We start from the raw sequence: 22,072 nt of genomic DNA on the forward strand, positions 1-22,072 counted from the left end.
CAGACCAGGATGCCCCCCGCTGTTGAACGCCTCACCGTCATCGTTCCCCCCCGAGCACCCGCGCCGGTCCCGCGACTGGGCCACGGCCGAGTGCACGCTCGGCCCGCGCTCCCCGGTGACTACAAGCAACTCGTCGAGGTCTACGGCGGAGGGGTCTTCGGCAAGACCATCTGGGTCCTCGATCCGGAGTGCCCTGACAAGGACTACAACCTCGTCGACCAGACGAGGGAGAGGGCCGAGATCCTCGCCAATCTGTGGGAGGTCGAGCCCAAGCCGGCCCAGCTCCAGGACCCGGACGCACGGGCATCCCTGGGCCTATACCGAGGGCACTGGAGCATTCCTTTACTGGTTGGTCAAGCCGGGGCAGAAACCCGACGAGTGACCGTCCGGTTCAACGAAGGCGGGGGCCCGAGAGATGGCATGATCGTCTTTCATGGATACGCGGCCTTTTGACGCAGTGCTGTGCGACTTCGACGGAGTCGTGCACCTGTGGGATCCCGACGGGATGACCTTGCTGGACCGGGTCTGGGGTCTGGCCGAGGGCACGCTGGCGGGGGCGGCGTTCGACAGCGAGCTTCTGCAAGCAGCCGTCACCGGGCGCGTAAGCGACGAGCAGTGGCGGTGCCAAGTTGCGGAGGTTCTGGCACCGGTCTGCGGATCACCTGAGCGGGCCCGGGATCTGGTCGAGGCATGGAACGCGCTCACCGGCAGGATCGACACCGATGTGGTGGATCTGCTCGTCACACTCCGCAGTAAAGTACCAGTGGTCCTGGTCTCCAACGCAACGACCAGGCTGGAGAGTTATCTTGCCGCAGTGGGACTGGCCGACGCGTTCGACGCGGTGATCAACACAGCCCGCATCGGAGTGGCTAAGCCGGACCCACGCGTCTTCGAAATAGCCGCCCAGCGAGTCGGAGCCGATCTGAAACGCTGTCTGTTCGTCGACGACACCGTCGGCCATGTCGCTGCAGCCCAGGCGGCAGGCGTGACTGGCCTGCACTATGAGCACATCGAGCAACTGCGGGACGCGGTCGCGCCGCTGCTGGATTGAAGGGGCACCGAAACCTGGCGGTGTTGGGTTCCGGTTTTGCTGGAACTCACACCGACATTTTCGCGGACGAACACGCTCTGTGCCATCGTCGCCCGCGTGATCCACTACCCCGAGGACGAGTGGTCCTTCGCCACCGCGGGGGAGCCGGCCCGATTCGGTGCGGGCGAGCGCAACGGGGTTCCCGGCGTCGAGCACGCGATGGCCGGCAGCGGAACGTTGTGCGGCATTTCAGAGCACCAGGTCAGCCGCTACACGCACCTGTTCGAACCTCAGGACCCTCAGGCGTGTCCGCGGTGCCACCAGGAGGCTGACGCCGCCCCAACGCAGCCAAGTGCCCAGGAACGACTGCACGGCCTGGTCCAGGCCGCCGCCCCGGAAGACGCCCGGGACGAGGGGAAGAGGTCCGGCCCGCGGTCATCGCCCAGTTGATCCCCTTGATCGAGGCGCACACCGCCGAACGTGTCCTGAGCGACGCCGACACCTACCTCAGGTCCTCACTACCCAGCCCGAGCTCGGCGCCGGACCGGTCGCGGTGACCGGCTACTGCCCGAGGACCTCGGCGAGCTCAACCAGGCCCTGGACGCCGCGAGGGTCGCCTACACCTCCGCGATCCACCCCGGCACCATCCACGGCTTCACCATGTCCGACGCCGACGCCTTCAACCCGCCGCGCTGCAGCGCCATTAGGACCGCCTTGCTGCCTCTCCTCGACCGCACCCTGGCCAACAGCTGAGGCTCCGGCTCGGAACCAAACCCGAAGTACATGGCTCCGGAGCCTCAGCGATGTTTCGGAGCCGGTGTGAGGCGGGCGCAGCCCGCCCTCACCGATTGGGAGCGCATTGATTGATGGCGGCGATGTGGATGTGCTCGCTTCGCCGGTTGGGCTGACGGGTTCGGTGAGGGAGGGGGGACCGGCAGACCTGGTTTTCGCCGCGCATCCGGGAGCCGAGCTGCTCGGCGAGGCCCAGGACTCTCCTCGCATGCGGTCAGATGCCGAACTCCTGCGGGGACAGGCCGAGCACCGAGCACGCCTCGCGCAGGACCTGCTCCTCGGCCGGCGCGACGAATCCGTCCGCACCGGCGACGACGAAGCCGGTCTGCACGACCGCCCTGGCCTCCGTCGGTTTCTTCGCCGCCTTGGCGATCTCCTGCATGACCTCCGCCTTGCCCTGCTGGAAGTTGAACGCCAGCTGGTCGACGTGCTTGTTGAACCGCTGGCGCAATTGGTCAGGCGGGAAGTTCTGCAGGACGTCGTTGTTCAGGATCAGCGACTCCACATGCTGCCGCTCGGCCGGGTCGACATGCCCGTCGGCGGCCGCGACCAGGGCGCACATCGCCATGCTGGCGTCCCGGTAGGCGCCGCTCTTCAGCTCCGCTTTGAGGGAGGTGAGCTGGGACTTGAGCGTGTTCACCAGCTGAGCCCGCGATCCGCCCCCGGATCCCGAACCCGGCCTCCCATGTCCGCCGGAGCCCCGCATCCCCTGCGACTGCTGCTGCAGAGTCTTGGCCTGGTCCTTGATCCGATCCCACATCGCCACTCGTGCCACCTCAGCTTCTGCCCATGTCGTCCGGTCGTCCACGCGCACTTCGGCGCGCTCTCCTGCCAACGTCTCCCGGCCACCCGAAGTTCCGGGGCCGGCCGCCGACGGAGCCTGATCCCCCTGGTCACGAACGACTGCCCGCCTCCGGCCACAGAGCAGGAGGCCAGCGGGCTGAGCCACGCGACTTCGACCATCCTTCGCTCGACCCCGGCTTGGCTTGCGCGGCCTGGCCGGGGCGTTGGATGTTCGCGTACACGCCGGCCTTCACTTTCCCCGCTCCCCAGGCTCCCGCCGCAGGGTGCTGACGCCGGACGTAACCCACCACTTCTCCAGGTCGTTCATCACGCCGTGCGCGGTGTGGTGACCGCCTCCATGGTCCTCGTCATCGGCGTCCTGGTGCTCGATCATGTCGCGCCGAACCCGGCCGCCGTGGCTGCCGGGCTCGTGTGGATCGGCGCGACCCACAGCATCGTTGACGCAGGTGGCCCATCGCCTGGTGGATGAACCACACCGGGCAGAAGGCATGGCCCAGCACGGCGGGATGCCCCGGTGGGCTCTTCCCTGCCTCGAGGTGCTTGATCTTGATCCAGTCGCGGGTGCGGGCCAGGCCGCGGGCACGGTGATGCCGGGACCGGCCAGGGCGAGGTCGTCGAGCAGTTCGCGGCGGGCGGCGTACGGCAGCTGCACCGTCGGCTCACCGAGGTAAAGAATTGCGCGGCTGGGATACCAGGACTCGAACCTGGACCAACGGAACCAGAAACCGTCGGGCTGCCAATTACCCCATATCCCATTGCTCCGGCCGTCCCGGACCAGTTCGTCACTCTACGCTTTGTTTTCCTCTTGATGCTCCGTCATGTGCCTGGAGTGTCGCTCGGGGAGCGGCGGTGGTGGGAGGATTTCGATCACGGTGACGCGGTGTTCGGGGGTTCCGACAATGCGGTCGGCGAGCAATGCTCAAGACCAGTGGATCAACATCAGCTGGACCCCGGGCGGCGGTCCGGCCACCGCAGTATCGGGACCCGAACAAGAAGCTGGCTCCCAGCCTGCGCCCGGCAGCCTGCATCGGCCACCGCCCGCTCTCCCTGGTGCCGCCGACACACTCGTGAACAGGACGGACGCCGGGGTGGTGCTTGCGCGGGGTGTCGACGCGTCCGTGACGTGGCTCCGTCGCTTGGCGGTATGTCACGGAATATGTTCTTGGTCGGTTGGTGGTTTGCTGCCTGGTGGCGGCGGGCCGGGTCGTTCCGGCGCGACGCGTGTGCTTCCGCAAGGCTCAAGGAGGAGTCCGCATGTCCCTCTACACCCCCAGCAGATCAGCCGGCCCCAGACCCAGCAGCAGCCGTTCGCTGAGCAGGGGCAGCAGCAGTTGCCGTTGCTGGTGACGGAGGTTTCGCTGCGGTGTGCGGCGACGGTGGTGGAGCAGCTGAGGATCGACGCAGATTCCCACGGCGCCCAGGCCCAGGGGCCGATCTCGCCGCACGACTTGGAGCAACGTGCTCACCGAGTGTGCCCGCCGGATCGCCCCCGTCGCGCACACCGCGCTTGCGCAGATCACCGGCCAGGGCCAGGTGAGCCCGCACGGCCGGTAGCAGTTTTGCCAGTTCCGTCAGCAGCCGCCGGGACAGTTCGGCCAGTTCCGGGCCAGGGCGGGCTCGGCAGCAGCAGCCGCAGTTCGGGCAGCTGTCGCCTCGGGGCATGTGAGCCCCCGGCCGGGCAGCATCCGCTCCCTTTCTCCGTGTGAGGGAGGAGGGTTAGGCCGGCCGGACGGCTGCCGCGCCTGCGCGAGGCGAAGGGCGTGGCCGGGCGATGGCCGGGGAGCGGAAGCACGCCCACTCCCCGGCCAACAGTGTCTGACGATCCGGGGCGTGCGACCACTACGCGTACGTTGAGATGGCGGTTGGGTGATGAGTGAGCAGGGCGGCAACGGCGTGAAGCCGGGCAACGGCGGCAAGGGCGCGAAGACGCCGCGTGCGCAGGGCGCGGCGGGTGAGGCCGGACAGCAGCAGCCGGCCGCGGGCGGGACAGGTGAGTCGACCGAACGAATGGGCGGGGAGGCACAGGCGTTGGAGTATGTCGAGGGTCGGGGTGTGCGGGCGGGGCGGGGCCGCTACCTGGTGGCGCCCCGGCCCCTGGGGCTGCTTCCGGGCGGGGTGCCGCCGATCGAGGCCTCGGCGCTGTTCGCGCTGCTCGAGGAAGACCCCGATGTGGAGCCGGTGGCGCAGGTGCGGCCGTCGCGTTCGCGGGGTTTGGGGGCGATCGCGGAGCCGCATACGGCCTGCCCGCCGGTCGCGGTGGTGACGATGCCCGAGGAGCGGGCCCGCGCTCTGGCGGCGAACCCGCAGGTCGTGGTCGAGATCGACCAGCCGCTGTCGTACACCCCGATCCCGCCGGTGGGCCTGGGAGCGGTGCCGGTGATCGATCCCATGCTGACGGTCACTCTGGAGGAGCCCGAGCAGCTCACCCTGCAAGTCAAGGGCAGCGACGGGGGTGCGGTGGCCGGGGCGCACGTGTGGGCGATCGGCACGGGCGGGCCGGTGCACGGTGTCACCGGCCCGGACGGCCGAGTCACACTGACCCTGGCGGCAGACACTCCGGAAACACTGCAGGCCCTCTACATCCGCCCGGTCGCCGGCTACTGGCCGGCGCGCACCCCTCCTCTCCGCCTCAATAGCGGGCACGAGCCGGTGGTGGAGGTGCAGGCCCTGTCGGACACGTTCGAGGGCTTTCCCGGCAAGGTGCTCACCGGCTGGGGCATCCAGGCAATGCGGCTGCACCAGATCCCCCCGACCTACCGCGGCCACGGCATCAGGATCGCCCTGCTGGACTCGGGGGTGAACACCGCGCACCCCGACCTGAAGGACACCGTCCGGCACGGGCACGACTTCACCGGCGCCGGGAACGGCACCTGGGGCGTAGATGTCACCGGTCACGGCACGTGGTGCGCCGGGATCATCGCCGCGGCGGACAACAACGCCGGCATCACCGGGGTCGCGGCGGAGGCCGAGCTGCACGCGCTGAAGCTGTTCCCCGGCGGGCACCTCAGCGACCTGATCGAGGCGGTCGACTACTGCATCACCCACGACATGGACATCGCCCAGATCAGCCTCGCCTACCCCGCACAGTCCCAGCTGGTCGCCTGGAAGCTGGCCGACGCGCACGCCGCCGGGATCACCGTCATCGCCCCAGCCGGGGACACTGCCGGCCCCCTCGCCCAGCCCGCTGTCCTGCCGGGCGTGCTGGCGGTGGGGGCGATCGCGCACACCGGCACCTATTCCGCGAGCAGTCCGCTCGCTGCGGTGCAGCCGCCCTGGCCGGGTCCGTATCCGGCGCCGTTCACCCCGACCGGTGCGGGCGTGGACCTGGTCGCGCCGGGCGCGGCAGTGGTCACCACCGCCCCCGGCGACGGCTACGCCGCGGCGGACGGCACCGCGATCGCTGCCGCGCATGTCACCGGGCTGGCGGCTCTGTTGCTGGCCCACCACGACCATCTGCGGACCCAGGCGGTGCCGCGTACCGCGGCACGCGCCGACCGCCTGTACATGCTGCTGCGCACCGCCTGTCGCCGCCTGCCGGGTGCGGATCCCCGCCTGGGGGCGGGGATCGCCGACGCTCCCACCGCCCTGGGCATCCCCGCGAGCTGGCAGCAGGCCGGGCAGGCGTACGCGGCAACCGTCCCCTACCGGCGAGGCTGAAAGCACGACGCGTTCACAGACCCCCCTGCCGCCCTGTCGCCATCGCCTGGCGGGGGCGGAGACGGCGGCAGGGCTCGGTCAGCCGAACAGGTCGCGCACCCGGATCGTGCGCACCTTCAGCCAGCGGGTCCGGCGCGCCGGTAGCCGCTCGCTCGCCGCGGCGAGCGTGACATTCTTCGGTGGCGGCCACTCGCGGTGTCCAGGCCCTCCACCCCGGCCAGTAGGACGACGCCCAGTTGCCAGTGAAACCGTCCCTGGGCCGTACGCACGGGGACTTCAATGGAGTGCGCGGTTTCCGTCGCCGGCGTGATGGTGACCGTCCCGTCGGCCCCGGTGATGCGCTGGCTCGGCCATGTCACTTCGATCAGGAACACCGCTGCGCCGGCCAGCGGTTCGCCGTCCGGGCCGCAGACGCGCAACGAGATCTCCACGGGTTGTTCCAGCGGCGTCACCAGCCCCGGATCGCGCAGCGGCAGAATTCCCGCGGTCGGCGTGCCGGCCGGGCGGGTTCCGGACTGCGGCAGGCCCGGCTCGATGTACACGTGCAGCGACCGCATCGCCGGTACCTGGGCCTCGGCGGCCTCGACGACCGCGATCTCCGGGCAGGAGGGCGGCAGCCCGGCCGACTGGAACTTCTCCGACGGCTGGAGCCTGCGCATTTCACTGTGACCTCGGGCATCCGCTCCAGCCGTCACACACCGCATCCATGCTGAGTTCGGGCACACCTGGTGGGAGCAGTTGCTGCGGCAGCGGCGGCGTCACCATGTACGGTTCCCGGCGCTGCTGCACCGTAAGCGGTGGCTGCGCGTTCCTGATCCGGCGACGGGCGGCTCTCTCGCATGCACAGTGATGCGGTGTGCCCTGGAACCACTCCGGGGCACACCGCATCGCGCGCCACTCAGTGTCAGCCGATGCCGAAGGGCTGACCCATCTGGCCGAAGCCGGAGCCAGGCTGCTGGTACTGCGGGAACTGCTGGCCGAACTGCTGCTGGCCGAACCCGCCACCCAACTGCTGCTGGCTCTGCTGCAGCAGCGTCACGATCGCGATCGGCAGCGCCTGCTGCACGGACTGCTCCACGGCGCTCCGCACGCCCTGGTGCAGCGAGTGGTGCAGCGCGACAGCCAGGTACGGGTGCGCCTGCTGTGCCATGCCCTGCTGCTGGAGCTGCTGCTGGACCTGCTGGATCTGCTGAAGCGTCTGCTGCAGGCGCTGCGCGACCTGCTGGCTCGCCTGCTGACACGCCTGCTGGATCGCCTGCTGGACCACCTGCGCGATCTGCTGCTGCGGGCCGCCCATCTGCTGACCGAACTGTTGACCGAACTGCTGCAGGGGTTGGATACCGGTCATGACCGACATGAATGCTCCATTCGATGCCACGGGAAAGCCGCCATAAGGGATTATGGTGGCTTATCGGGAAAATCCGACACCCTGAAGCTAGGTCGGCGTCGACTCCCGCGCAATCGGACGAGCCGCTCCCCGGGAGGAACCCCCCGATCGGATCGCCCACTTGACCAGCACGCCGGTTCTTGCCAGGTGCCGCACCGCCCGGCGAAAGGGTGCGCCCTCCCGCGCGGCTGCTGCCGACGGCAGGAGGCTCACAACTGCGAAGATGGGCGGGTCCTGTCCGGGCCTGACGCGGCCAACCGGGGGGGGCGAAGCGGAACGCCCTCGACGAGGATGAGGGATCGCACAATGCCCTGCCCTGTGGATTGGCCGTCACTTCGGAGATACCTGCGGCCGTGGACGCGGCCATGCTTCGCGGTGCGGCCGAGGAGCTGAGCGCGGGCATTGTGAACCAGTTCGGTCTGGAGTAGACGACGACTCGACGCGCTGGGTGGCTCTGTGCATGAGAACGGACAGCAGGTGTTCACCACTTTGAGAGGTGGCTCTGTCCTGTCCTGTTCGTTCATGACTTCGGGGGTGCAGCTGCAGGGTGGGGGCCGCGATCGGTTGTCAGCCCCTTCCTGTCAGCATGCTGCTGTGACAGCCACACGTGATCAGCGTCCTGCCGAAGCCACTCTGAACTTCTTGCACTCCGCTTTTCCGCCGGAACGGCGTGAGCCGGCGCTCGGATATGAGGCCATCGCTGAGTGGGAGGAAGGGAACCAGGTGGTCCTTCCAGAGCCGTACAGGACCTTCATCGCGGAGATCAGCAACGGGTCCAGCCTCGGCCCAGCCGGCGACGGTGGTCTTCAGCCACTCGGCTGTATGCCCGACACCTGGCCCGACCTCGGCCCGCGGCAGCCAGGGGCGCCGTTTCCCCTGGAGGCGGCCTGGCACTGGGAGGACGACGACAGTGTCGACCCGGAGGACCCACGGATCGACGCTGCGTTCAACCAGGGGTCCATCGTTCTCGGCTCCGAGGACGGGCAGTCGTTCTGGCTCCTGCTGACCACCGGTCCCCGCCGTGGCGAGGTGTGGATGGTCGCCGACGTCGGCGCCGTCCCGGCGCCCGGCGACCAGGCATGGGGCTTCGAGGAGTGGGTGCGGCGCTGGCACACCGGCAACGACTGGTGGGACTGACACAGTCGAAGGTCGCGGACCGTTCGAATTCCTTGGTGTCTCTGCTGCCTCCCAGAGTGGTGAACATCCGCTGTCCGTTCTCGGATCAGGCACACATCCGTGAGGACGATCACCGGGGTTCGGTCTCTGTGACGTGGCGTCATCTGGGACCGTCTGCTGGACAAGTCTTCCTCGGCCTACCCCGAAGTGCGTTTCGTCCGATGAGTGGCACCCGGGATGGCAGCGTCATCACCATCTGGCCCCCGGCACCCGGCTCGGAGATGGCCGCCCACCGGGCATTCACGGTGGCCACCGACATCCCGGTCTTCCCGAACACGAAGACGATCAACCGAATGGCGGGTGTAAAGGGACCTTAATATGCGGTAATTCAGGTCCTGATGTTTAATCCTCAATCGATCGGCGGTGGTCCAAAGGATAGGGCAGGCTAACTTTGCCCCCGTTTAATGGCCATGCCCTGTCTGGCGGCTAAGACCGTGTCCTATGTGGTGAGGCGGACGAGTCGCTTGTAGCAGCAGAGGGCGGCGGCGAGGCTGAGGAAGGCCAGGTAGTTGCGAGAGTGGCGTTCGTAGCGGTGGTTGAGTTTGCGGTAGCCGGTCAGCCAGGACATGGTGCGTTCGATGACCCATCTGCGGCGGCCGAGTCGTTCGCTGGACTCGATGCCCTTGCGGGCGATACGGACTGCGATGCGCTTGCCGCGTAACCATTTCCGCAGTTCAGGTATGTCGTAGGCCTTGTCGGCGTGGAGTTTGCGGGGCTTGTAGTGCCAGCCGCGGTGGGGGTCGTGTCTCGATTGGAGACGGGCCACCATCGGCTTCAGTCCGAGGCTGTCGTGCGTGTTGCCTGCGGAGACGCCGGCGACCAGGGGCAGTCCGTTCGCGTCCGACAGGACGTGCATCTTGGAACCCGCATTGCCCCGGTCCACGGGGCTCGGACCTGTGTGTTCGCCCCCCTTTTGGCCCGAACGTGTGCCGAGTCGAGAACCGTTCGGGACAGATCGAGCAGGCCGCACTCGTTGATCCTGTCGAGGACCGCTTCGTGCAGCCGCCCCCAGACGCCGGCCCTCGACCAAATCGTGTAGCGACGGTGAGCGGTGGACTTGGAGATGCCGAAGCACGGCGGCAGAGCCCGCCAGGCGCAGCCGCTGACCAGCACATAGACGATCGCGGCGAACAGCGTCTCGTCCGGTGTGCCCTGCGTCCCGCCGCCCTGTGAGCGCACCTTCGACGGAGGGATCAGCGGCTTCGCGATCTCCCACAACCCGTCCGGAACAATCCAACTCCATGTACCCCGCCCCAACTCAGTCTCCGCCGACTACATCGCCCGGCACCGGGTTTTCGTGGCCGTCGATGCGGTCGGGCGGCCGCTGGGCTTCTACGCCCTGGTGCTGGAACCACCGGAGCTGGACCTGGCGTTCGTGGCGGACAGCGCACAGGGAAGGGGCATCGGCCGGCTCCTCATCGAGCACATGGTCGGCCAGGCCAGGGAGGCCGGTCTGACTGACGTCCGCGTGGTCTCTCATCCCCCAGCCGAGGAGTTCTACCGGCGCCTGGGCGCCGAGCGGGTGGGGACGGTCGCCCCGTCGCCGCCGAAGGTCGCGTGGGAGCGCCCGGAGCTGCGGTTCACCACCGTCTGACCAGTCCCACGGCCCTCCTGGCGAACTCCCGTACTCAGTCGCAGAGTTCAGGATCGCGAGGAAGGCCGCCTCATACCCTGCAATCACTCCAAAGAGTGACGATGCGGCCGGGTTGGATGTTAAGGAACAAGTTCAGAGGGACACCCGTGCTGTTCTGCCAGTGGCAGAACACCGGCCGGACCGTGCTCGACGATCACTACAGTCCAGTCTCATGACGAAGATTACGACGCGTACGGTCGAGTACCCGGCCGACGGCTTGACGATGATCGGGCACCTCGCGCTCCCGGCCGGTGTCGACCGCCGGCCCGCGGTGCTGCTCGGACCAGAGGGCATGGGGCTCAGCGACGTCGAGCGCCGCCGGGCCGATGCTCTCGCCGAGCTGGGATATGTAGCGCTGGCCTTCGACCTTCATGGCGGGCGCTATTTGGGTGACCCCGAGGAGATGCTGGCCCGTTGCATGCCACTGCTCGCTGATCCCGACCGGATGCGGGGGATCGGCCATGCGGCGCTCGACGTGTTGCGCACCGAGCCCCGGACCGACCCCGACCGGATCGCCTCCGTCGGCTACGGAACCGGGGGCGCCGTCGGGCTGGAACTCGGGCGCGGCGGCGTCAACCTGCGTGCGATCGGGACAGTCAACGCACTGACCACGGGCCGACCGGGCGAGGCAGCGCGCATTCGCTGCCCGGTGTGGGCCGGGGTCGGGTCGGAAGACCCGATCATGCCGCCCGCGCAACGGAACGCGTTTACCGCTGAGATGCAGGCCGCGGGCGTCGACTGGCGCCTCACGGTCTACGGCGGAGCCTTGCACGCCTTCCACCACCCACCGGTCGACCACCCCGTGGTCCCCGGCGTCGGCTACCACCCACAGCACGCGCAGCGAGCCTGGCGCGACGTCGTCGACCTGCTCGCCGAGTGCCTGCCCGTGACGGAGGATCTGGGGGTATGACCCAGGCAAACATGCTGGTGCCAGGCCTGGTCGGCGTCGGGCACTGACAGTCTCCTCCCCTCAAGCCCGCACAGAAGAACCGCATTTGGGCAGTTGTGCGGTCGCGGAGACGTATGCACAACTGCCGCAGTAAATCCCGGATTTACTGCGACGGAGCCCTGGACGTGATCGTCGCGACCTGCGGCGGACCGTTCCGGCTTCCAGGGCGAGATGTACGCATTTACTGCGGCGTCACTGTGCTGACCACGCGTAAAGCCGCATCAGGGTCTACTCATTGCCCCCTTGCCGCGTATCTCGGCTGAACCCCCACGTACGACAGGGCATGGCGCCGATGCACCGGTGGTTCTGGCGACCGTGCTGCGGCTCTGAGACCCTGGTCCTCGCCGACACGGCGGCCCGCCATTCCTTAGAGCAGTGACCTCCGTCATAAGCCAGCGACCCGAAAGCGACATTCGATCCCTTGATCCCGACCCCGCGTGCAAAGGTTCCAGCCCTCTCGTAATGCGACAGGACTGCGGGGGACACGCCCAATGCCGCGACTCGCTCGGGCATGCCAGTTCCTGCGGTCGCGATCAGTAGGGGCGCTGGATGTCGTGAGCCTCCAACGCGCTCTCGTAGCGGGCCAGCAGTTCGTCGAAGTTGGCCAAGAGGATGGTGGCCGCCTCGCGGGCGTCCTCGACGTGGCCTTGGGCGCAGGCCTCCACAATTTCAGCAACGTCGCCGCGGATGATCGACAGCGAGTCACCCTGGATCAGCACCCCAGGGAAGTGACGTGGGGGCAGACGGACGACCGCGTCGTTGCCTGGATCCGTGAACAGCTCAGCCTCAATGCGTTCCATCGGGCCATCCAACAGCAGACGCCGTACCGCACCAACCGTAGTCATCACGGAAGCGCGGTCACAGCCATTTTCGCGAAGCCCCATCAATACCTGCGCAGCCGGGGGGTGCGTACGGCGGGCAGCCCGACCAGGGTGTCCTCGAAGGCGCGGTGGTGGGGCGTCAGCGGATACCAGGGGCGCGGCGGCAGGGGGTAGTCGTCGCGCAGGACACCCTCCGGGAGCACCCCGGTCGCGGGCATCGGCGAGGTCTCGCCCGGGAGGGCGAGGTACGCCCAGACCCCGCTGTCCAGCGGCACCACAGCCCCCTCGTCGCCGGGCGGCGCCAGGGCGCGCCCGTGAGGGGGTGGCGGGGGACGAGGAGGACGTCGGGACGGGGCCGGGGCGTGCGGATCCCCGGGCCGGCCAGCCCCACGGACCGGGCACCGGGCCCGGCGGGGAGGTAGCGGCCGACGGCGTGGCCGAGCAGCTCGGCGACGGGGCCGGCGGGGAGGGTCACCGGGCGGGCCTCGGTGGCCGCCACGAGGTGGGCCAGCGCGACCCCGACTGCCGCCTCCCAGCGGCGGCTCCACGACCCGTCGGGTTCGACGGGTGGGACGCGGTGCTCGGCGCAACCCAGGTCGTCCCAGTCGGGAGGCGGACCGGCCGGGAGCCCCGAGGGGTGGCGTGCGACCGCGTCGGGCTCCAGCCACACCGTCTGCCACATTCCGCAGTCGTCCATGCGGGTCGCCACGGCCCGCCCGCACCCCTCGCACGCCAGGTTGGGGCCGGCCCGGCCGTCCACACCCTGGCAGTAGCCCTCGCACTTCTCGGGGATCAGGGCCATGGACCGGGAGTCGCCGGGGGCGATGACGATCCTGTTCCGCGCGCCGAAGGAGACGGAGTACACCGACGCGTACACGCCCTGCCGGGCAGCCGCATCCTCTCCGACCTCCTCCCACAACCGCCAGGGCGGTCCGGTGGGCCGGGGGTCGACGGCGTACGTCGCGGGCTCCATCAGCGGAGGATGGAGTTCCTCCCACCCTCCGTGGTGGGTGTGGACGGGGAGGGCGACCCGGGACACCGGCGCCGTCAGCTCCGTGCCGCACCCGGCACACGCGAACACGTCCAAACAAGCTCCCCCTCGCCCCGGTTCCCCGGGGATTGTGCCTCGCCGGTGACGGAGGATCCACCGGATTTCGGAACGGCTCTAGGGTGCGTCTGCGCTCGTGATCAATACACCTAAGGGCCTGTCCGATGGACATGGCCCGCAGCAAATCGCATGACATGCGAGGGCACGGTGCGACGATGATGCGGGCGTGTTCTATGAAGATCTCACCGCTTAGGCCTACCTGGAGAAGGATTACTTCGACGACTGGGAGTCGGGCGTACACGGCCTCAGCTACCGCCCTGCGTATACGCGCCTGAACGTCGGGTGGCTGGAGGCCGGCAGGCCGTATTCGATCGGTTCGGTCCCTGCGGCGTTCACGGAGAAGCTGAAGTCTGTCCAGGCCGTTCAGTGGATGAACGTCTGCCTCGGGCTGCATGAGTGCGACCTCTGTCCGCCGGGAGGCGCCCCGGAAGGCAACGGAGAAGTCCGCATCCCAGGCTCTCCCGGGGTTGCTTACGCCGCACCGTTCCTGATCAGCCACTACATCACCGCACACGGCTATCAGCCCCCGCGGGTATTCATCGATGCCGTTCTCGCCGTGGACCTCGACGAATGGGCAAATACCCGCTGGCCCGAGGTCCCCTTCCCCTGGGTCCCGCAGGACGCGGAACACATGGAGGAGTAGACACGGCCTGTCCACTACGGGGGGGGGAGCCGGAGCCGGATCCGGATTACGGCTGTGGTGCCACGTCCACCCTACGAGGGACGGGAATACACGGCCGCCCACCAGCCTCGATCCGTATATCGAGTACCTACGTCAGCGGTGGGACGAGGGTGAGCACGCCGCGACCGTGCTGCACCAGGAGCTTGTCGCCAAGGGCTGCCGGGGCCACTATCAGCGGGTCAAGATGGCCGTCGCGCCACTACGTCGTGGGCTGCCGATCGCCACGCCGCGCGAGCGGCCGCCCTCACCCCGGGAGTTCGCCCGCTGGATTACCACCGAGCCACCTCGGCGCGGCCTGTACGCCGCCGAGCGGCTGCAGCGGATCTTCGCGCACTGCCCGGAACTGTAGGGCGGTCAGCGCCCCGGCCGGGGAGCTTCGCGGATTGCCACCCGCGACGCGGTCAGGAACCTTGTAGGGCTTGGTCCGCGGCCTCCCGGGCGTCGTCGTACAGGCCGCTATCGGGCCAGTCATGGGTCCCGGATTTGGAGCGGACTGCGGAACTCATCAGCTTCAACGCCTCGTCAAGGTTGATGCAAGCCTGGTCCACGTCCTCCGAACCGCTGCTCCCCGCACCCGCGGGGATGGTCCCGCGCGGCAGTTCCTTGGCCTTCTCCACGGACACCGCTCGCGCGAGTGCCGCGTCCGGACGCGTGAATGCCACCTACCGTACGGCGCGCCGTGGCCGTCTTGAGCGATCGCTCGGTTAGTCGTACCGCAGGACGACGGCGTACAAGGCTCCGGCCACTTCCCCGAGTCGGCCTCGGGGAAGGGGCCGGATTCCATGCGGCGCCGTGATCAGCCGGTGAACTTCACGACGCCTGAGGCTGTCGCGTTCGCGCCCGTGTCGTCCGCCGGGGTGGCGGTCAGCTGCCAGATGTAGCCGCCGGTCGCCATCGGGGTGCCCGACTCGGACGTGCCGTCCCAGGTGACCCGTACTGCGCTGCGGGTGCCCTCGCCCGTCCAGGTGCGGACGACCTCGCCGGTCGCGCGGCGGGTGAGAGTCACCTGCCAGGACGCCGCGGGCTTGGAGAGCCACCACGCGGCAGCCCACTCACGGGCCAGCGTTTGGGGCGCGGCGGTGCGGGCGACGCGCAGCGGAGAAACGGCGTGCTGCGGCGCGGTGACGTGGACGGTGTCGTCCGAGCCGACCCAGGCGAGTTTGCCGGCGCCCGCGTCGAGGGTCCACGTGGTGCCGCGCCCGTCGCCGTCCGCGGGCTGCTTCAGGCCCGTGACGGTGCCCAGGTCGGCCGTACCGCCGTCCGTCTGCAGGGCCGTAAGACGCAGATCGCCGGACGCCTCGCGGTGGGCCAGGAAGCGGTCGCCCAGCAGGACGCCGGACGCTGGGGCAGGGTAGGTGTGCCCGGTCGCCAGGTCGCGTACGCCCGCCGCGTCCTGCGAGGCGCAGCTCCAGTACAACAGGGTGCCGCTGCGCTGCAGTTCGTTGGGGACACAGGCGGAGCCGAGGTCGATGGTCCCGGTCAGCTTGCCGGAGCCCAGATTGATCACCTTCACCGTGCCGGGCTTGTTCAGCGCTGGCTTGAGCAGCCTCTTCTGCTCCAGTACGGCGGCCTGCGCCGGCTGCTCGCGGACGATGAGGTCGCGGGCGGTGTCCACCACGTACTGCTGTCCGCCTGCCTCGTACAGCACGAACTCCGGTGCCGTATCGAGGATCCGGCCGTCCGTGCCCGGCAGCGGGAAGCTGTCCGACGGGCGCTCCGGGTCGTCACCGGTCACCAGCACGTCGGCGCCCGTGTCCGGGTCGGCGACCAGCCGGGCCAGCCCCTCGTCGGTGCCGTCGGCGAAGCGGCCCGCCGCGAGGCCCGGGAAGTCGGCGAGCGCCGCGCCGTCCGCCGGGTCGAGCCCGGTGCCGATGTCCTTGCCGTGCAACGTCTCCGTACCGGTGAGGGAGTTGACGTACCGCAGCCGCCCCCGATCCAGGCTCAACGCCTCGATCGCACCGTCCGCCGTCTTGACCCGCGGCACCTCCCGCAGGGGCAGATCGGCGACAAGCCCCAGGCCGTCCACGCTGAACAGGTGCACGGCGCGCTTGCCGTCGGCGTTCTTGCCGAGCACGACCAGCGAGCCGGAACCCTCGGAGCGCAGGAACGCCTGCTCGATGTCGCTCAGCGGCGTCCGCTCGGTCTCCGCCCCGGCAAAGGGGGTGAGGCGCAGCCGGCCGCCGTCGCCCTCGTACCAGAGCACGTTGTCGCCCACCACGAAGGAGGTGACCTCGCTGTCGGGGGACTGCGTGGCGAGCGGCACGATACGCGGGGCGGCTGTGCTGCCCACCGGCATGACCCGCACGCCCGGCTCCCCGCTGCGGGTGAACCAGCTGACGGTGTTCTGCGTGATCCGGAAGCTGCTCGCCTCGCCGGTCACGGGCAGCGGGGCGACCCTGCCGTTGAACGCGGTGAGGATGCCGTAGCCCGGGGTGCCGTCGGCGGTGCGGTAGCCGATGACGAGCTGGTTGGAGTAGGCGCCGAGCAGTACGGGCTCAGCGCCGGTGGTGGCTCCGGCGGGCAGCTGCACGACGGGGTCGTTCGCCGGGTCCCCGCCGCGCGCCGCGCGCAGCTGATACGTACCGTCGCCCTGGTCGACGGTGGCCAGCACCCAGCCGCCTGCGACGCGCGGGTTGAGGTATCCGGCGGGCACGCTAATGGTGCTGGTGAAACGGGGATCCTCGATGCCGACCCGCACGACGTCCGTACCGCCGTCCTCGCGCGGCTTGGTGTAGATGACGCGGTTGACCTCGTCGTGGGTGCGCACGATGGCGTCCTGCGGTACGCCGTCGAGGGCCGGGACGGGCTTGGTGGTGCGGTTGTACGTCGTGGTCCAGAGGTAGCCGCCGCCCTCGCGGTGCAACACGCCCTGGCTGCCGGTCGCCAGCACCGTCTCGGTCCCGTCGCCGTAGGCATCGGGCGCGGGTATGAGGACTTCGGTCGCTTCGGTCGCGTGAGCCGAGGCCGGCAGTATGGTGGTCGGCCCCGCGGCGAGCACGGCGGCGATGGCTGCAGCGGTGGCGGTACGGCGGGTACGCCGGATGCGGCTGGTTGTGCGCAGGTGATGGGACACCTGACCCCCCTCTTGTTAACCGTTGATACTTAAGCATCACGGTGTGAACGCGGTTAACAATACGCGGATGTGCGGGAGTTGTGTGTGAAACGTGCGCCGCTCGTGTCACGGGGGTGTCGCATTGCTCGTCGGGCCACTGGCCGCCCCCGGCGTTCCCGGCACAGGGGGCGGAGCGCCCCGCTGATGGTGGCGATGGCCCACGGAGTGGGGCGGCCGGCACGCAGATGCAGGTATCGCAGGGCGGAGGCCAATGTGTGTGGTTGCTTCTCCTGATCTCTTCGGGCTGGCTCTGTACGCGAGTAGTGACGCGTTTTGACACGCCATTGGGAGTCGCATACTCGTGCGAATAGGTGATGTTCACGAGAACGGGAGTCACCCCGGTGGAGGCTTGGGGTGGTGGCGAAATGGGTCGTCTAGGGCGACGAAGTGCGGTCGGCGGCTCAGCTGGTGTTGGTTGGCTCTCGGCCCTCTGCAGAGCCGGGATGCCAGCAGAGGGTGGGTGCGTCGCGGTCTGGCTCTCGGTTCCCTGGGACTGATCAGCATCGGTGCTCGGCTGGCACTTCCTGGCACGACGAAGGACACATCGGGCCGATTTCCAGATAGTTCGGTGGACCGGCTGGCGGTACTACTGCCGTCAGCTGTCCCTTTCAGCGCCCGGCTCCCGGGCCAGGGTGAGCAGGACCCTCTCCAGTATCTGTCGCAGGGCCGCCCGGTCGGTGGTGTCCGGGCCGGGGCGCGTCACCCCGTCGTACGTGAGTCCCTCGGCGAAGGCGACCACGATCCGCCCGCCCTCTTTCGGGTACGGGCTGCCGAGCGCCGTTGCCAGCAGCTGCGCCTGGCCGACGAAGCTTTCCCGGGCGCGGAGCAGTTCGGTGCCCAGCTCCCCTTCTGGGCGGCGCGCCGTCAGGAGGATGATCTCCAGGCGGGCGCGGGTGCGGTCGCGTTGGGGGCCGAGCCAGTGGGCCAGTACGCCCGCGAAGCGGTCGGCCACCTGGCGTACCGGCGGCGCCTCGGCCAGCTCTTCAGAGACGCCGAGCATGTTCTGTACCCTTTCCACCCCGAGCCCGGTGGCCTGATCTCCTGGGGATACGACTACAGCGGCGATGAGCACTTCTTCTTGCCCTGCGATCCGGACCCGGACCGATGGAAGATCGTGACGATGCTCCACGAAGAGGGCTGCACGACCTTCGACGGCCCGTTCTCGACCTTTGCCCTCGCTTTCGTACGGCGGCTGCTCGACGTGGACCAGTACCACGGCATCGAGCCGGAAGCCTTGGAGTTCCTCGAGCCTGAGGATCCGGCTGCCAGCGGAGAGATCGGCCCCGTTCAGCCTAGCTTCGAGCCGTTCTGAGCGGAGTGCTCCAGGCCGACCACAGCGAGGGAGTCAGGTCGCGAGGAGTACGCGTCGGCGGAGCAGATCGAGGTTCGCGCGTCCGTAGCCTTTCCGCTTGAGCAGCTTGATTCGGGTGACGTGGCCCTCGACCTGGCCCGAGCTCCAGTGGCTGGACAGGCCGGCGACCACAGCGTCCTGGTCACGGCGAAGCCCGGCAACCAGGGACTGCAGTGCGGGCAGGTCGTCGGCGAGGACGCGATCCGTCCAAGCTGGTAGCAGGTCGCCGCGCCGGTTGTGGAGCATGGCGACGAAGTCGGACATGCCGGGCAGCGGCGTCGAGGTGCGGGCAGACGGCCCGGATCTCCTTGAGTTCCTGGGCATCGTCGGCGGGGATACGGGCCGGGTCGGTCATGATCCAGCGGACCACGCGGCGGGGCCCCGGGGTGGGTCGGGATGTCACGGGGAGCCCGCGCTGTTTCGCCTGTCGAAGGTAGCGGCGAACGGTCTGAATGTCCCCGGGGAAGCCAAGTTCCCGGACTTAAGTCCGGACAACCACGACCCGTGACGTCCACACCGACACCCGCGAACTCAACGGTGGCGCCGACTGGCCGACGGTCGGCGACCGGGAGAGTGTCACCACCGACCTGTTGCAACTCGTCCGCCGGGGAGTGCGATGCCCTCAGCCTCGGCCTGCCCGAGATCGCACGTGCCCTCATCTGTACCTGACCGGACAGCCACGTGCGCGCCTTCAACGCCGTGGCCGACGAGTTCATCGTCTACGGACCGGCGGAGCGCGCCACCGTCCTGGCCGAGGTCAACACGTTCCTCGCCTGCCTTCCGGCCGAACAGGATCTCTGGCCCGGCGACGGCCGCTCGCCCCGCTCATGAGACCTTGCCTCTGTTGTCCCGTCTCATGGCACCTTGCCTCCGTCTCACCTGACCTTGTTCGGTTCGCACGCCGTGGACAACGTCACGTGAGTTGGACTCAGGGATGAGCTGACGAGCGCCCGCCCAGCTGCGAGAGCCTCGCTGCTAGATTCGTCCGCCATGCGATCACGTGAGTACGACCTCGATTTCCGCGACAGAGCCAGCCGAATGCGCGCGTGGGGTATCGGCCTGTTGGCTGTGGCAACGCTCCAGTGGACATGGTGTGCCCTGTTGCTGCTCACGCCATACAAGGTCGATGAGGAGCCCGACGACCGTCACCCCGCAGAGTGCGAGTCACGCTTGTTGACCGAATATGGTACGGCCAACGACGGCCTGCAAAGGGGTGATTGGTGTCAGAACGAACGCGACTGGCCTGAAGCCCTGGCCGTGCTCGGGCTGTCCGTGCCGGTATCGGTCGCCGGTGTGGCGCTCTTCACGAGCGGCAGTGTGAGTGGCCGGATGAGCGCCCACGCCGAGGCGATGCGCGAACTGGACAAGTTCGCCGACGCACGGAACGCGTAGCCTGCACGGGTTAGCCTGCCGCCGGTTCGGGTGCACCGGCCGGAGCATCGAAGACGTGCCACGGGATCGTGAGACGGAGCCTTGCGCCGTCACTGCGAGACAGTAAAGAAGCCGCTGGCCAGCGAGTCGACTCTGCCGTAGGCGGGACCTACGGCGGCGCGAACCTCACGGAAGCACGGCTGACGGACAACTTCAGGTGAGACATGGCGGAGTTGGCGTCTCGCCTGAAGACGTCTCGTCGCAGGTCAGGGCGTCGCCCGGCGGCAAGATCGAATGAGAAGGGACAACTGTCTCATCTGACCTTGTTAAGTTCGCATCCCGGGGACAAGGTCGATAGAGGGTGACAGGCGTCGTTCACGAGGCAGGGCGTGGGATCACTGAGCTGATCGCGGCGACACGGTCGGTCAGGTCGCCGGCAGGGATGTCGATGAGCTCGTAGCCGAACGCACGATAGCTCTGTTCATGGAACCTCTCGAATACCAGCGACTCCTGGAAACTGATCCGCCGGGCCGCAGTGGGCTCGCAAAAACCCAGATTGCGTACGAAAAGCACCTGTCGCTCGTAGATCCCCTCGGAAGTGATCCGTTCGAGCTCCGCAGCCAGCGACAGGGACACCGGCCACCCTAAGTAGGTAGCGAGCGCGTGGGTGCAGATCGGCGACCGGTCGAACACTTGGGCAGGGGCTGCGGCGGAGGCCTCCAACTGACGCTGTCGCTGCAGAACAACGATCTCGTCGATAAAGGACGCCCGTGTCCATGGCTCGTCCTCGCCCCGGGCCTGCGCTTGCGCGATGACTGCTGTCGCCGCCTCCTCGACGACCTCGTAGCCGAGATCATCCAGGCACCGCAGGATCGATGTCTTGCCGGCACCCGGAGTGCCGGTCAGAACGTATCGTCGCATGATCGAAAACCTTTCGCGCATGTCGGGACAAGCTGATTGATCCCTCAGGACCCGGTGGAGGCGTCAAATCAGCGGACCACTGGGGATGAGGACGTGGGACAGTGGCGGATCCTCGAACGGCTTACATGCCGGAGACGCTCACAGTGCCCATGATGTTGAGCAAGGCGAACACGACCAGGCTGCTCAACGTCGTGCTCCAGTACAGCCTGCCCACCGGGGTCTCAGCAACCGCCCTTCGGTAATCAGCCAGCATCATGTCCAGGTTCAAGCACAGACCGATCAGAGAGTTCCGTCGGTGCACCGCAGTTGCCGATGGGCCTGGCCAGGAAACCGCCACCTTCAATGAGAACTCTGGAAGCGGGCATCCCATCTTCGACCGTGCCCTGGAGATCGAACCCACCCGCGAAGGCTCCCGGCCCGAGGCCGGATGGACCGTCAAGGAGTCGCTGACGCGGCTCGCCGATCGCAAGATTCCCGACAGAGCCGAATTACGCGAACGTCCACAAGCCTCTTCAGATGTGGGAAGTGAGGCCGGTGACAGGGTCGTGGGAGATCAGCGTCGGCATCCCCGGGTCATACCGGACGGTTTCGCCGGTCAGCAGGGCCCGTCGTTGACTGGCCGTCGCGACCTCGACCAGGAACCGCAGCACGGCGGCCACTCCCGCCCCGTCAAGGACGTCCTCGGGCCAGACGGAGAACTCGATCTCCTCCTCGTCACAGGGCAGGGCGAAGAACCACACGGCGCCGAAGCGGGCCCGGAAGGCGAAACCCGTCCCCCGGCCCTCCGGCTCATCCGCCCAGACGCGGAAGAGGTCGGCGAAGGCCGGACGCACGGGATCGAGCCGGGGGTAGGGATGCTCCACCTCGGTCTCGTCGGCTACAACACGCAGGCGTTCGAGGACCGCGATCCACTCGACGCGAGTCGCGTCGAGGACCCGAATATCCCTCAGGCTGCCATCGAGATGGAAGACATCGCACATCCACGGCTCGGGCAGGCACCGCGCGCGGGTACCGTGCTCACCGGCGTGGACGTCCTGCGTCAACTCGACCCGGCCCCTCGCGCTCGTCTCTCCCATGGCACCAAGGTAAGAGGTCGCCACGGTATGGAAGGACCTGCCCGGTCGGTTCAGGGGGTGGGTGATCCCATATTCCGGGTCCTGCGACATCGCAAGATCCCCGGCAGAGCCGAATTACCTGACCGTCGACAGACCTCTCTCTGGTGCTGTGACCGTGTAGGTTCGCCGGGTCCAGCCTTCTGCGGGGCTGGACCGGCGCCAT

Annotated in this window: 24 protein-coding genes, 1 tRNA gene and 1 pseudogene; 12 read left to right on the forward strand and 14 right to left on the reverse strand. The window is 68.4% G+C overall.

The genetic code is table 11. The features are described from left to right. Window positions 1-9: 9 nt before the first annotated feature. The 3 genes and pseudogenes from AC0699_RS32225 to AC0699_RS32235 all read left to right on the forward strand — a co-directional run. Window positions 10-453, forward strand: a complete 444-nt coding sequence (locus AC0699_RS32225; protein ID WP_478667506.1) for an SMI1/KNR4 family protein — start codon at window positions 10-12, stop codon at window positions 451-453. Further along, window positions 434-1,051: an HAD family hydrolase gene (locus tag AC0699_RS32230; RefSeq protein ID WP_478667510.1), complete on the forward strand. Its 618-nt coding sequence runs from the start codon at window positions 434-436 to the stop codon at window positions 1,049-1,051. Before AC0699_RS32225 ends, AC0699_RS32230 begins: the two co-directional genes overlap by 20 nt. Before the next feature lie 392 nt (window positions 1,052-1,443). Then, window positions 1,444-1,783, forward strand: a pseudogene (locus tag AC0699_RS32235) (dienelactone hydrolase family protein); the annotation flags it as partial. A gap of 253 nt (window positions 1,784-2,036) precedes the next feature. Here AC0699_RS32235 and AC0699_RS32240 read toward each other — a convergent pair. From AC0699_RS32240 to AC0699_RS32250, 3 genes are all read right to left on the reverse strand, one after another. Continuing rightward, entirely contained in the window at window positions 2,037-2,588 is a 552-nt protein-coding gene (locus AC0699_RS32240) for a tellurite resistance TerB family protein (RefSeq protein ID WP_478667514.1), read from the reverse strand. Between the two features lie 267 nt (window positions 2,589-2,855). Beyond that, window positions 2,856-2,999, reverse strand: coding sequence for a hypothetical protein (locus tag AC0699_RS32245; protein ID WP_478667519.1), 144 nt, complete (start codon window positions 2,997-2,999; stop codon window positions 2,856-2,858). A gap of 310 nt (window positions 3,000-3,309) precedes the next feature. Further along, window positions 3,310-3,381: transfer RNA gene (locus AC0699_RS32250), tRNA-Gln, on the reverse strand. Window positions 3,382-4,495: 1,114 nt separating this feature from the next. Between AC0699_RS32250 and AC0699_RS32255 the strand changes: the two genes are divergently transcribed. After that, complete coding sequence (locus AC0699_RS32255; protein ID WP_478667523.1) at window positions 4,496-6,283, forward strand: S8 family serine peptidase; 1,788 nt, start codon at window positions 4,496-4,498, stop codon at window positions 6,281-6,283. Between the two features lie 116 nt (window positions 6,284-6,399). Here the strand turns inward: AC0699_RS32255 and AC0699_RS32260 are convergent, their stop codons facing one another. Both AC0699_RS32260 and AC0699_RS32265 read right to left on the reverse strand, forming a co-directional pair. Continuing rightward, on the reverse strand, window positions 6,400-6,942 hold the full coding sequence (locus AC0699_RS32260) for a hypothetical protein (protein WP_478667525.1): 543 nt from the start codon (window positions 6,940-6,942) through the stop codon (window positions 6,400-6,402). A 245-nt stretch (window positions 6,943-7,187) separates the two neighbouring features. Further along, window positions 7,188-7,640 carry a hypothetical protein gene (locus AC0699_RS32265; protein WP_478667529.1) on the reverse strand — a complete coding sequence of 151 codons (453 nt, stop codon included), beginning with the start codon at window positions 7,638-7,640 and terminating at the stop codon, window positions 7,188-7,190. Between the two features lie 552 nt (window positions 7,641-8,192). Between AC0699_RS32265 and AC0699_RS32270 the strand changes: the two genes are divergently transcribed. Then, a complete protein-coding gene (locus AC0699_RS32270; RefSeq protein ID WP_478667534.1) occupies window positions 8,193-8,807 on the forward strand; it encodes an SMI1/KNR4 family protein in 615 nt (204 codons plus the stop codon). 478 nt (window positions 8,808-9,285) lie between these two features. Here AC0699_RS32270 and AC0699_RS32275 read toward each other — a convergent pair. Continuing rightward, window positions 9,286-10,103, reverse strand: a protein-coding gene (locus AC0699_RS32275) for an IS5 family transposase (protein ID WP_478667536.1) whose coding sequence is annotated in 2 segments (ribosomal slippage) — window positions 9,286-9,761 and window positions 9,761-10,103 — 819 coding nt in all. Because the reading frame shifts where the segments join, the coding sequence is not laid out codon by codon here. On the opposite strand from AC0699_RS32275, the gene AC0699_RS32280 reads away from it, so the two are divergent. Next, window positions 10,054-10,440, forward strand: coding sequence for a GNAT family N-acetyltransferase (locus tag AC0699_RS32280; protein ID WP_478667600.1), 387 nt, complete (start codon window positions 10,054-10,056; stop codon window positions 10,438-10,440). The two genes, AC0699_RS32275 and AC0699_RS32280, sit on opposite strands and share 50 nt — an antisense overlap. A 211-nt stretch (window positions 10,441-10,651) precedes the next feature. Then, entirely contained in the window at window positions 10,652-11,389 is a 738-nt protein-coding gene (locus AC0699_RS32285; RefSeq protein WP_478667538.1) for a dienelactone hydrolase family protein, read from the forward strand. Between the two features lie 572 nt (window positions 11,390-11,961). Here AC0699_RS32285 and AC0699_RS32290 read toward each other — a convergent pair. Continuing rightward, window positions 11,962-12,228 (reverse strand): DUF6959 family protein, encoded by a 267-nt coding sequence (locus tag AC0699_RS32290; RefSeq protein ID WP_478667541.1) that lies wholly within the window; start codon window positions 12,226-12,228, stop codon window positions 11,962-11,964. Between the two features lie 160 nt (window positions 12,229-12,388). Next, complete coding sequence (locus AC0699_RS32295) at window positions 12,389-13,336, reverse strand: hypothetical protein (RefSeq protein ID WP_478667543.1); 948 nt, start codon at window positions 13,334-13,336, stop codon at window positions 12,389-12,391. A gap of 220 nt (window positions 13,337-13,556) precedes the next feature. Here AC0699_RS32295 and AC0699_RS32300 point away from each other — a divergent pair, with 220 nt between their 5' ends. Together AC0699_RS32300 and AC0699_RS32305 are read left to right on the forward strand one after the other, a co-directional pair. Then, entirely contained in the window at window positions 13,557-14,000 is a 444-nt protein-coding gene (locus AC0699_RS32300; RefSeq protein ID WP_478667603.1) for a DUF7919 family protein, read from the forward strand. A gap of 166 nt (window positions 14,001-14,166) precedes the next feature. Beyond that, a complete protein-coding gene (locus AC0699_RS32305) occupies window positions 14,167-14,388 on the forward strand; it encodes a hypothetical protein (protein ID WP_478667547.1) in 222 nt (73 codons plus the stop codon). Between the two features lie 52 nt (window positions 14,389-14,440). Here the strand turns inward: AC0699_RS32305 and AC0699_RS32310 are convergent, their stop codons facing one another. The 3 genes from AC0699_RS32310 to AC0699_RS32320 form a co-directional block, all read right to left on the reverse strand. Further along, a complete protein-coding gene (locus AC0699_RS32310; protein WP_478667549.1) occupies window positions 14,441-14,701 on the reverse strand; it encodes a hypothetical protein in 261 nt (86 codons plus the stop codon). Window positions 14,702-14,835: 134 nt separating this feature from the next. Further along, a complete protein-coding gene (locus AC0699_RS32315) occupies window positions 14,836-17,112 on the reverse strand; it encodes a FlgD immunoglobulin-like domain containing protein (RefSeq protein WP_478667551.1) in 2,277 nt (758 codons plus the stop codon). A 634-nt stretch (window positions 17,113-17,746) separates the two neighbouring features. Continuing rightward, window positions 17,747-18,151: a hypothetical protein gene (locus AC0699_RS32320; protein ID WP_478667554.1), complete on the reverse strand. Its 405-nt coding sequence runs from the start codon at window positions 18,149-18,151 to the stop codon at window positions 17,747-17,749. A 114-nt stretch (window positions 18,152-18,265) separates the two neighbouring features. Here AC0699_RS32320 and AC0699_RS32325 point away from each other — a divergent pair, with 114 nt between their 5' ends. Further along, complete coding sequence (locus AC0699_RS32325; protein ID WP_478667557.1) at window positions 18,266-18,463, forward strand: hypothetical protein; 198 nt, start codon at window positions 18,266-18,268, stop codon at window positions 18,461-18,463. Window positions 18,464-18,496: 33 nt separating this feature from the next. Here the strand turns inward: AC0699_RS32325 and AC0699_RS32330 are convergent, their stop codons facing one another. Then, window positions 18,497-18,826, reverse strand: a complete 330-nt coding sequence (locus tag AC0699_RS32330; protein ID WP_478667559.1) for a transposase — start codon at window positions 18,824-18,826, stop codon at window positions 18,497-18,499. Window positions 18,827-19,183: 357 nt separating this feature from the next. Between AC0699_RS32330 and AC0699_RS32335 the strand changes: the two genes are divergently transcribed. Then, window positions 19,184-19,333, forward strand: coding sequence for a hypothetical protein (locus AC0699_RS32335; protein ID WP_478667562.1), 150 nt, complete (start codon window positions 19,184-19,186; stop codon window positions 19,331-19,333). A 159-nt stretch (window positions 19,334-19,492) separates the two neighbouring features. Further along, window positions 19,493-19,894 (forward strand): hypothetical protein, encoded by a 402-nt coding sequence (locus AC0699_RS32340; RefSeq protein ID WP_478667565.1) that lies wholly within the window; start codon window positions 19,493-19,495, stop codon window positions 19,892-19,894. Window positions 19,895-20,248: 354 nt separating this feature from the next. Here AC0699_RS32340 and AC0699_RS32345 read toward each other — a convergent pair whose 3' ends face one another. Further along, window positions 20,249-20,794 carry an ATP/GTP-binding protein gene (locus AC0699_RS32345; protein ID WP_478667568.1) on the reverse strand — a complete coding sequence of 182 codons (546 nt, stop codon included), beginning with the start codon at window positions 20,792-20,794 and terminating at the stop codon, window positions 20,249-20,251. Between the two features lie 512 nt (window positions 20,795-21,306). Beyond that, complete coding sequence (locus tag AC0699_RS32350; protein ID WP_478667571.1) at window positions 21,307-21,870, reverse strand: hypothetical protein; 564 nt, start codon at window positions 21,868-21,870, stop codon at window positions 21,307-21,309. Between the last annotated feature and the right edge of the window lie 202 nt (window positions 21,871-22,072).

It is taken from the genome of Streptomyces sp. NPDC043870 (assembly GCF_056435785.1).

Bases quoted from the DNA above. Each gene is read 5' to 3' on its own strand.
- AC0699_RS32330 (WP_478667559.1), bottom strand. From the start codon at position 18,826: ATGCCCAGGAACTCAAGGAGATCCGGGCCGTCTGCCCGCACCTCGACG.
- AC0699_RS32225 (WP_478667506.1), top strand. From the start codon at position 10: ATGCCCCCCGCTGTTGAACGCCTCACCGTCATCGTTCCCCCCCGAGCA.
- AC0699_RS32290 (WP_478667541.1), bottom strand. From the start codon at position 12,228: ATGGAACGCATTGAGGCTGAGCTGTTCACGGATCCAGGCAACGACGCG.
- AC0699_RS32230 (WP_478667510.1), top strand. From the start codon at position 434: ATGGATACGCGGCCTTTTGACGCAGTGCTGTGCGACTTCGACGGAGTC.
- AC0699_RS32350 (WP_478667571.1), bottom strand. From the start codon at position 21,870: ATGGGAGAGACGAGCGCGAGGGGCCGGGTCGAGTTGACGCAGGACGTC.
- AC0699_RS32345 (WP_478667568.1), bottom strand. From the start codon at position 20,794: ATGCGACGATACGTTCTGACCGGCACTCCGGGTGCCGGCAAGACATCG.
- AC0699_RS32270 (WP_478667534.1), top strand. From the start codon at position 8,193: ATGACTTCGGGGGTGCAGCTGCAGGGTGGGGGCCGCGATCGGTTGTCA.
- AC0699_RS32245 (WP_478667519.1), bottom strand. From the start codon at position 2,999: ATGATCGAGCACCAGGACGCCGATGACGAGGACCATGGAGGCGGTCAC.
- AC0699_RS32265 (WP_478667529.1), bottom strand. From the start codon at position 7,640: ATGTCGGTCATGACCGGTATCCAACCCCTGCAGCAGTTCGGTCAACAG.
- AC0699_RS32260 (WP_478667525.1), bottom strand. From the start codon at position 6,942: ATGCGCAGGCTCCAGCCGTCGGAGAAGTTCCAGTCGGCCGGGCTGCCG.
- AC0699_RS32340 (WP_478667565.1), top strand. From the start codon at position 19,493: ATGCGATCACGTGAGTACGACCTCGATTTCCGCGACAGAGCCAGCCGA.
- AC0699_RS32320 (WP_478667554.1), bottom strand. From the start codon at position 18,151: ATGCTCGGCGTCTCTGAAGAGCTGGCCGAGGCGCCGCCGGTACGCCAG.
- AC0699_RS32285 (WP_478667538.1), top strand. From the start codon at position 10,652: ATGACGAAGATTACGACGCGTACGGTCGAGTACCCGGCCGACGGCTTG.
- AC0699_RS32255 (WP_478667523.1), top strand. From the start codon at position 4,496: ATGAGTGAGCAGGGCGGCAACGGCGTGAAGCCGGGCAACGGCGGCAAG.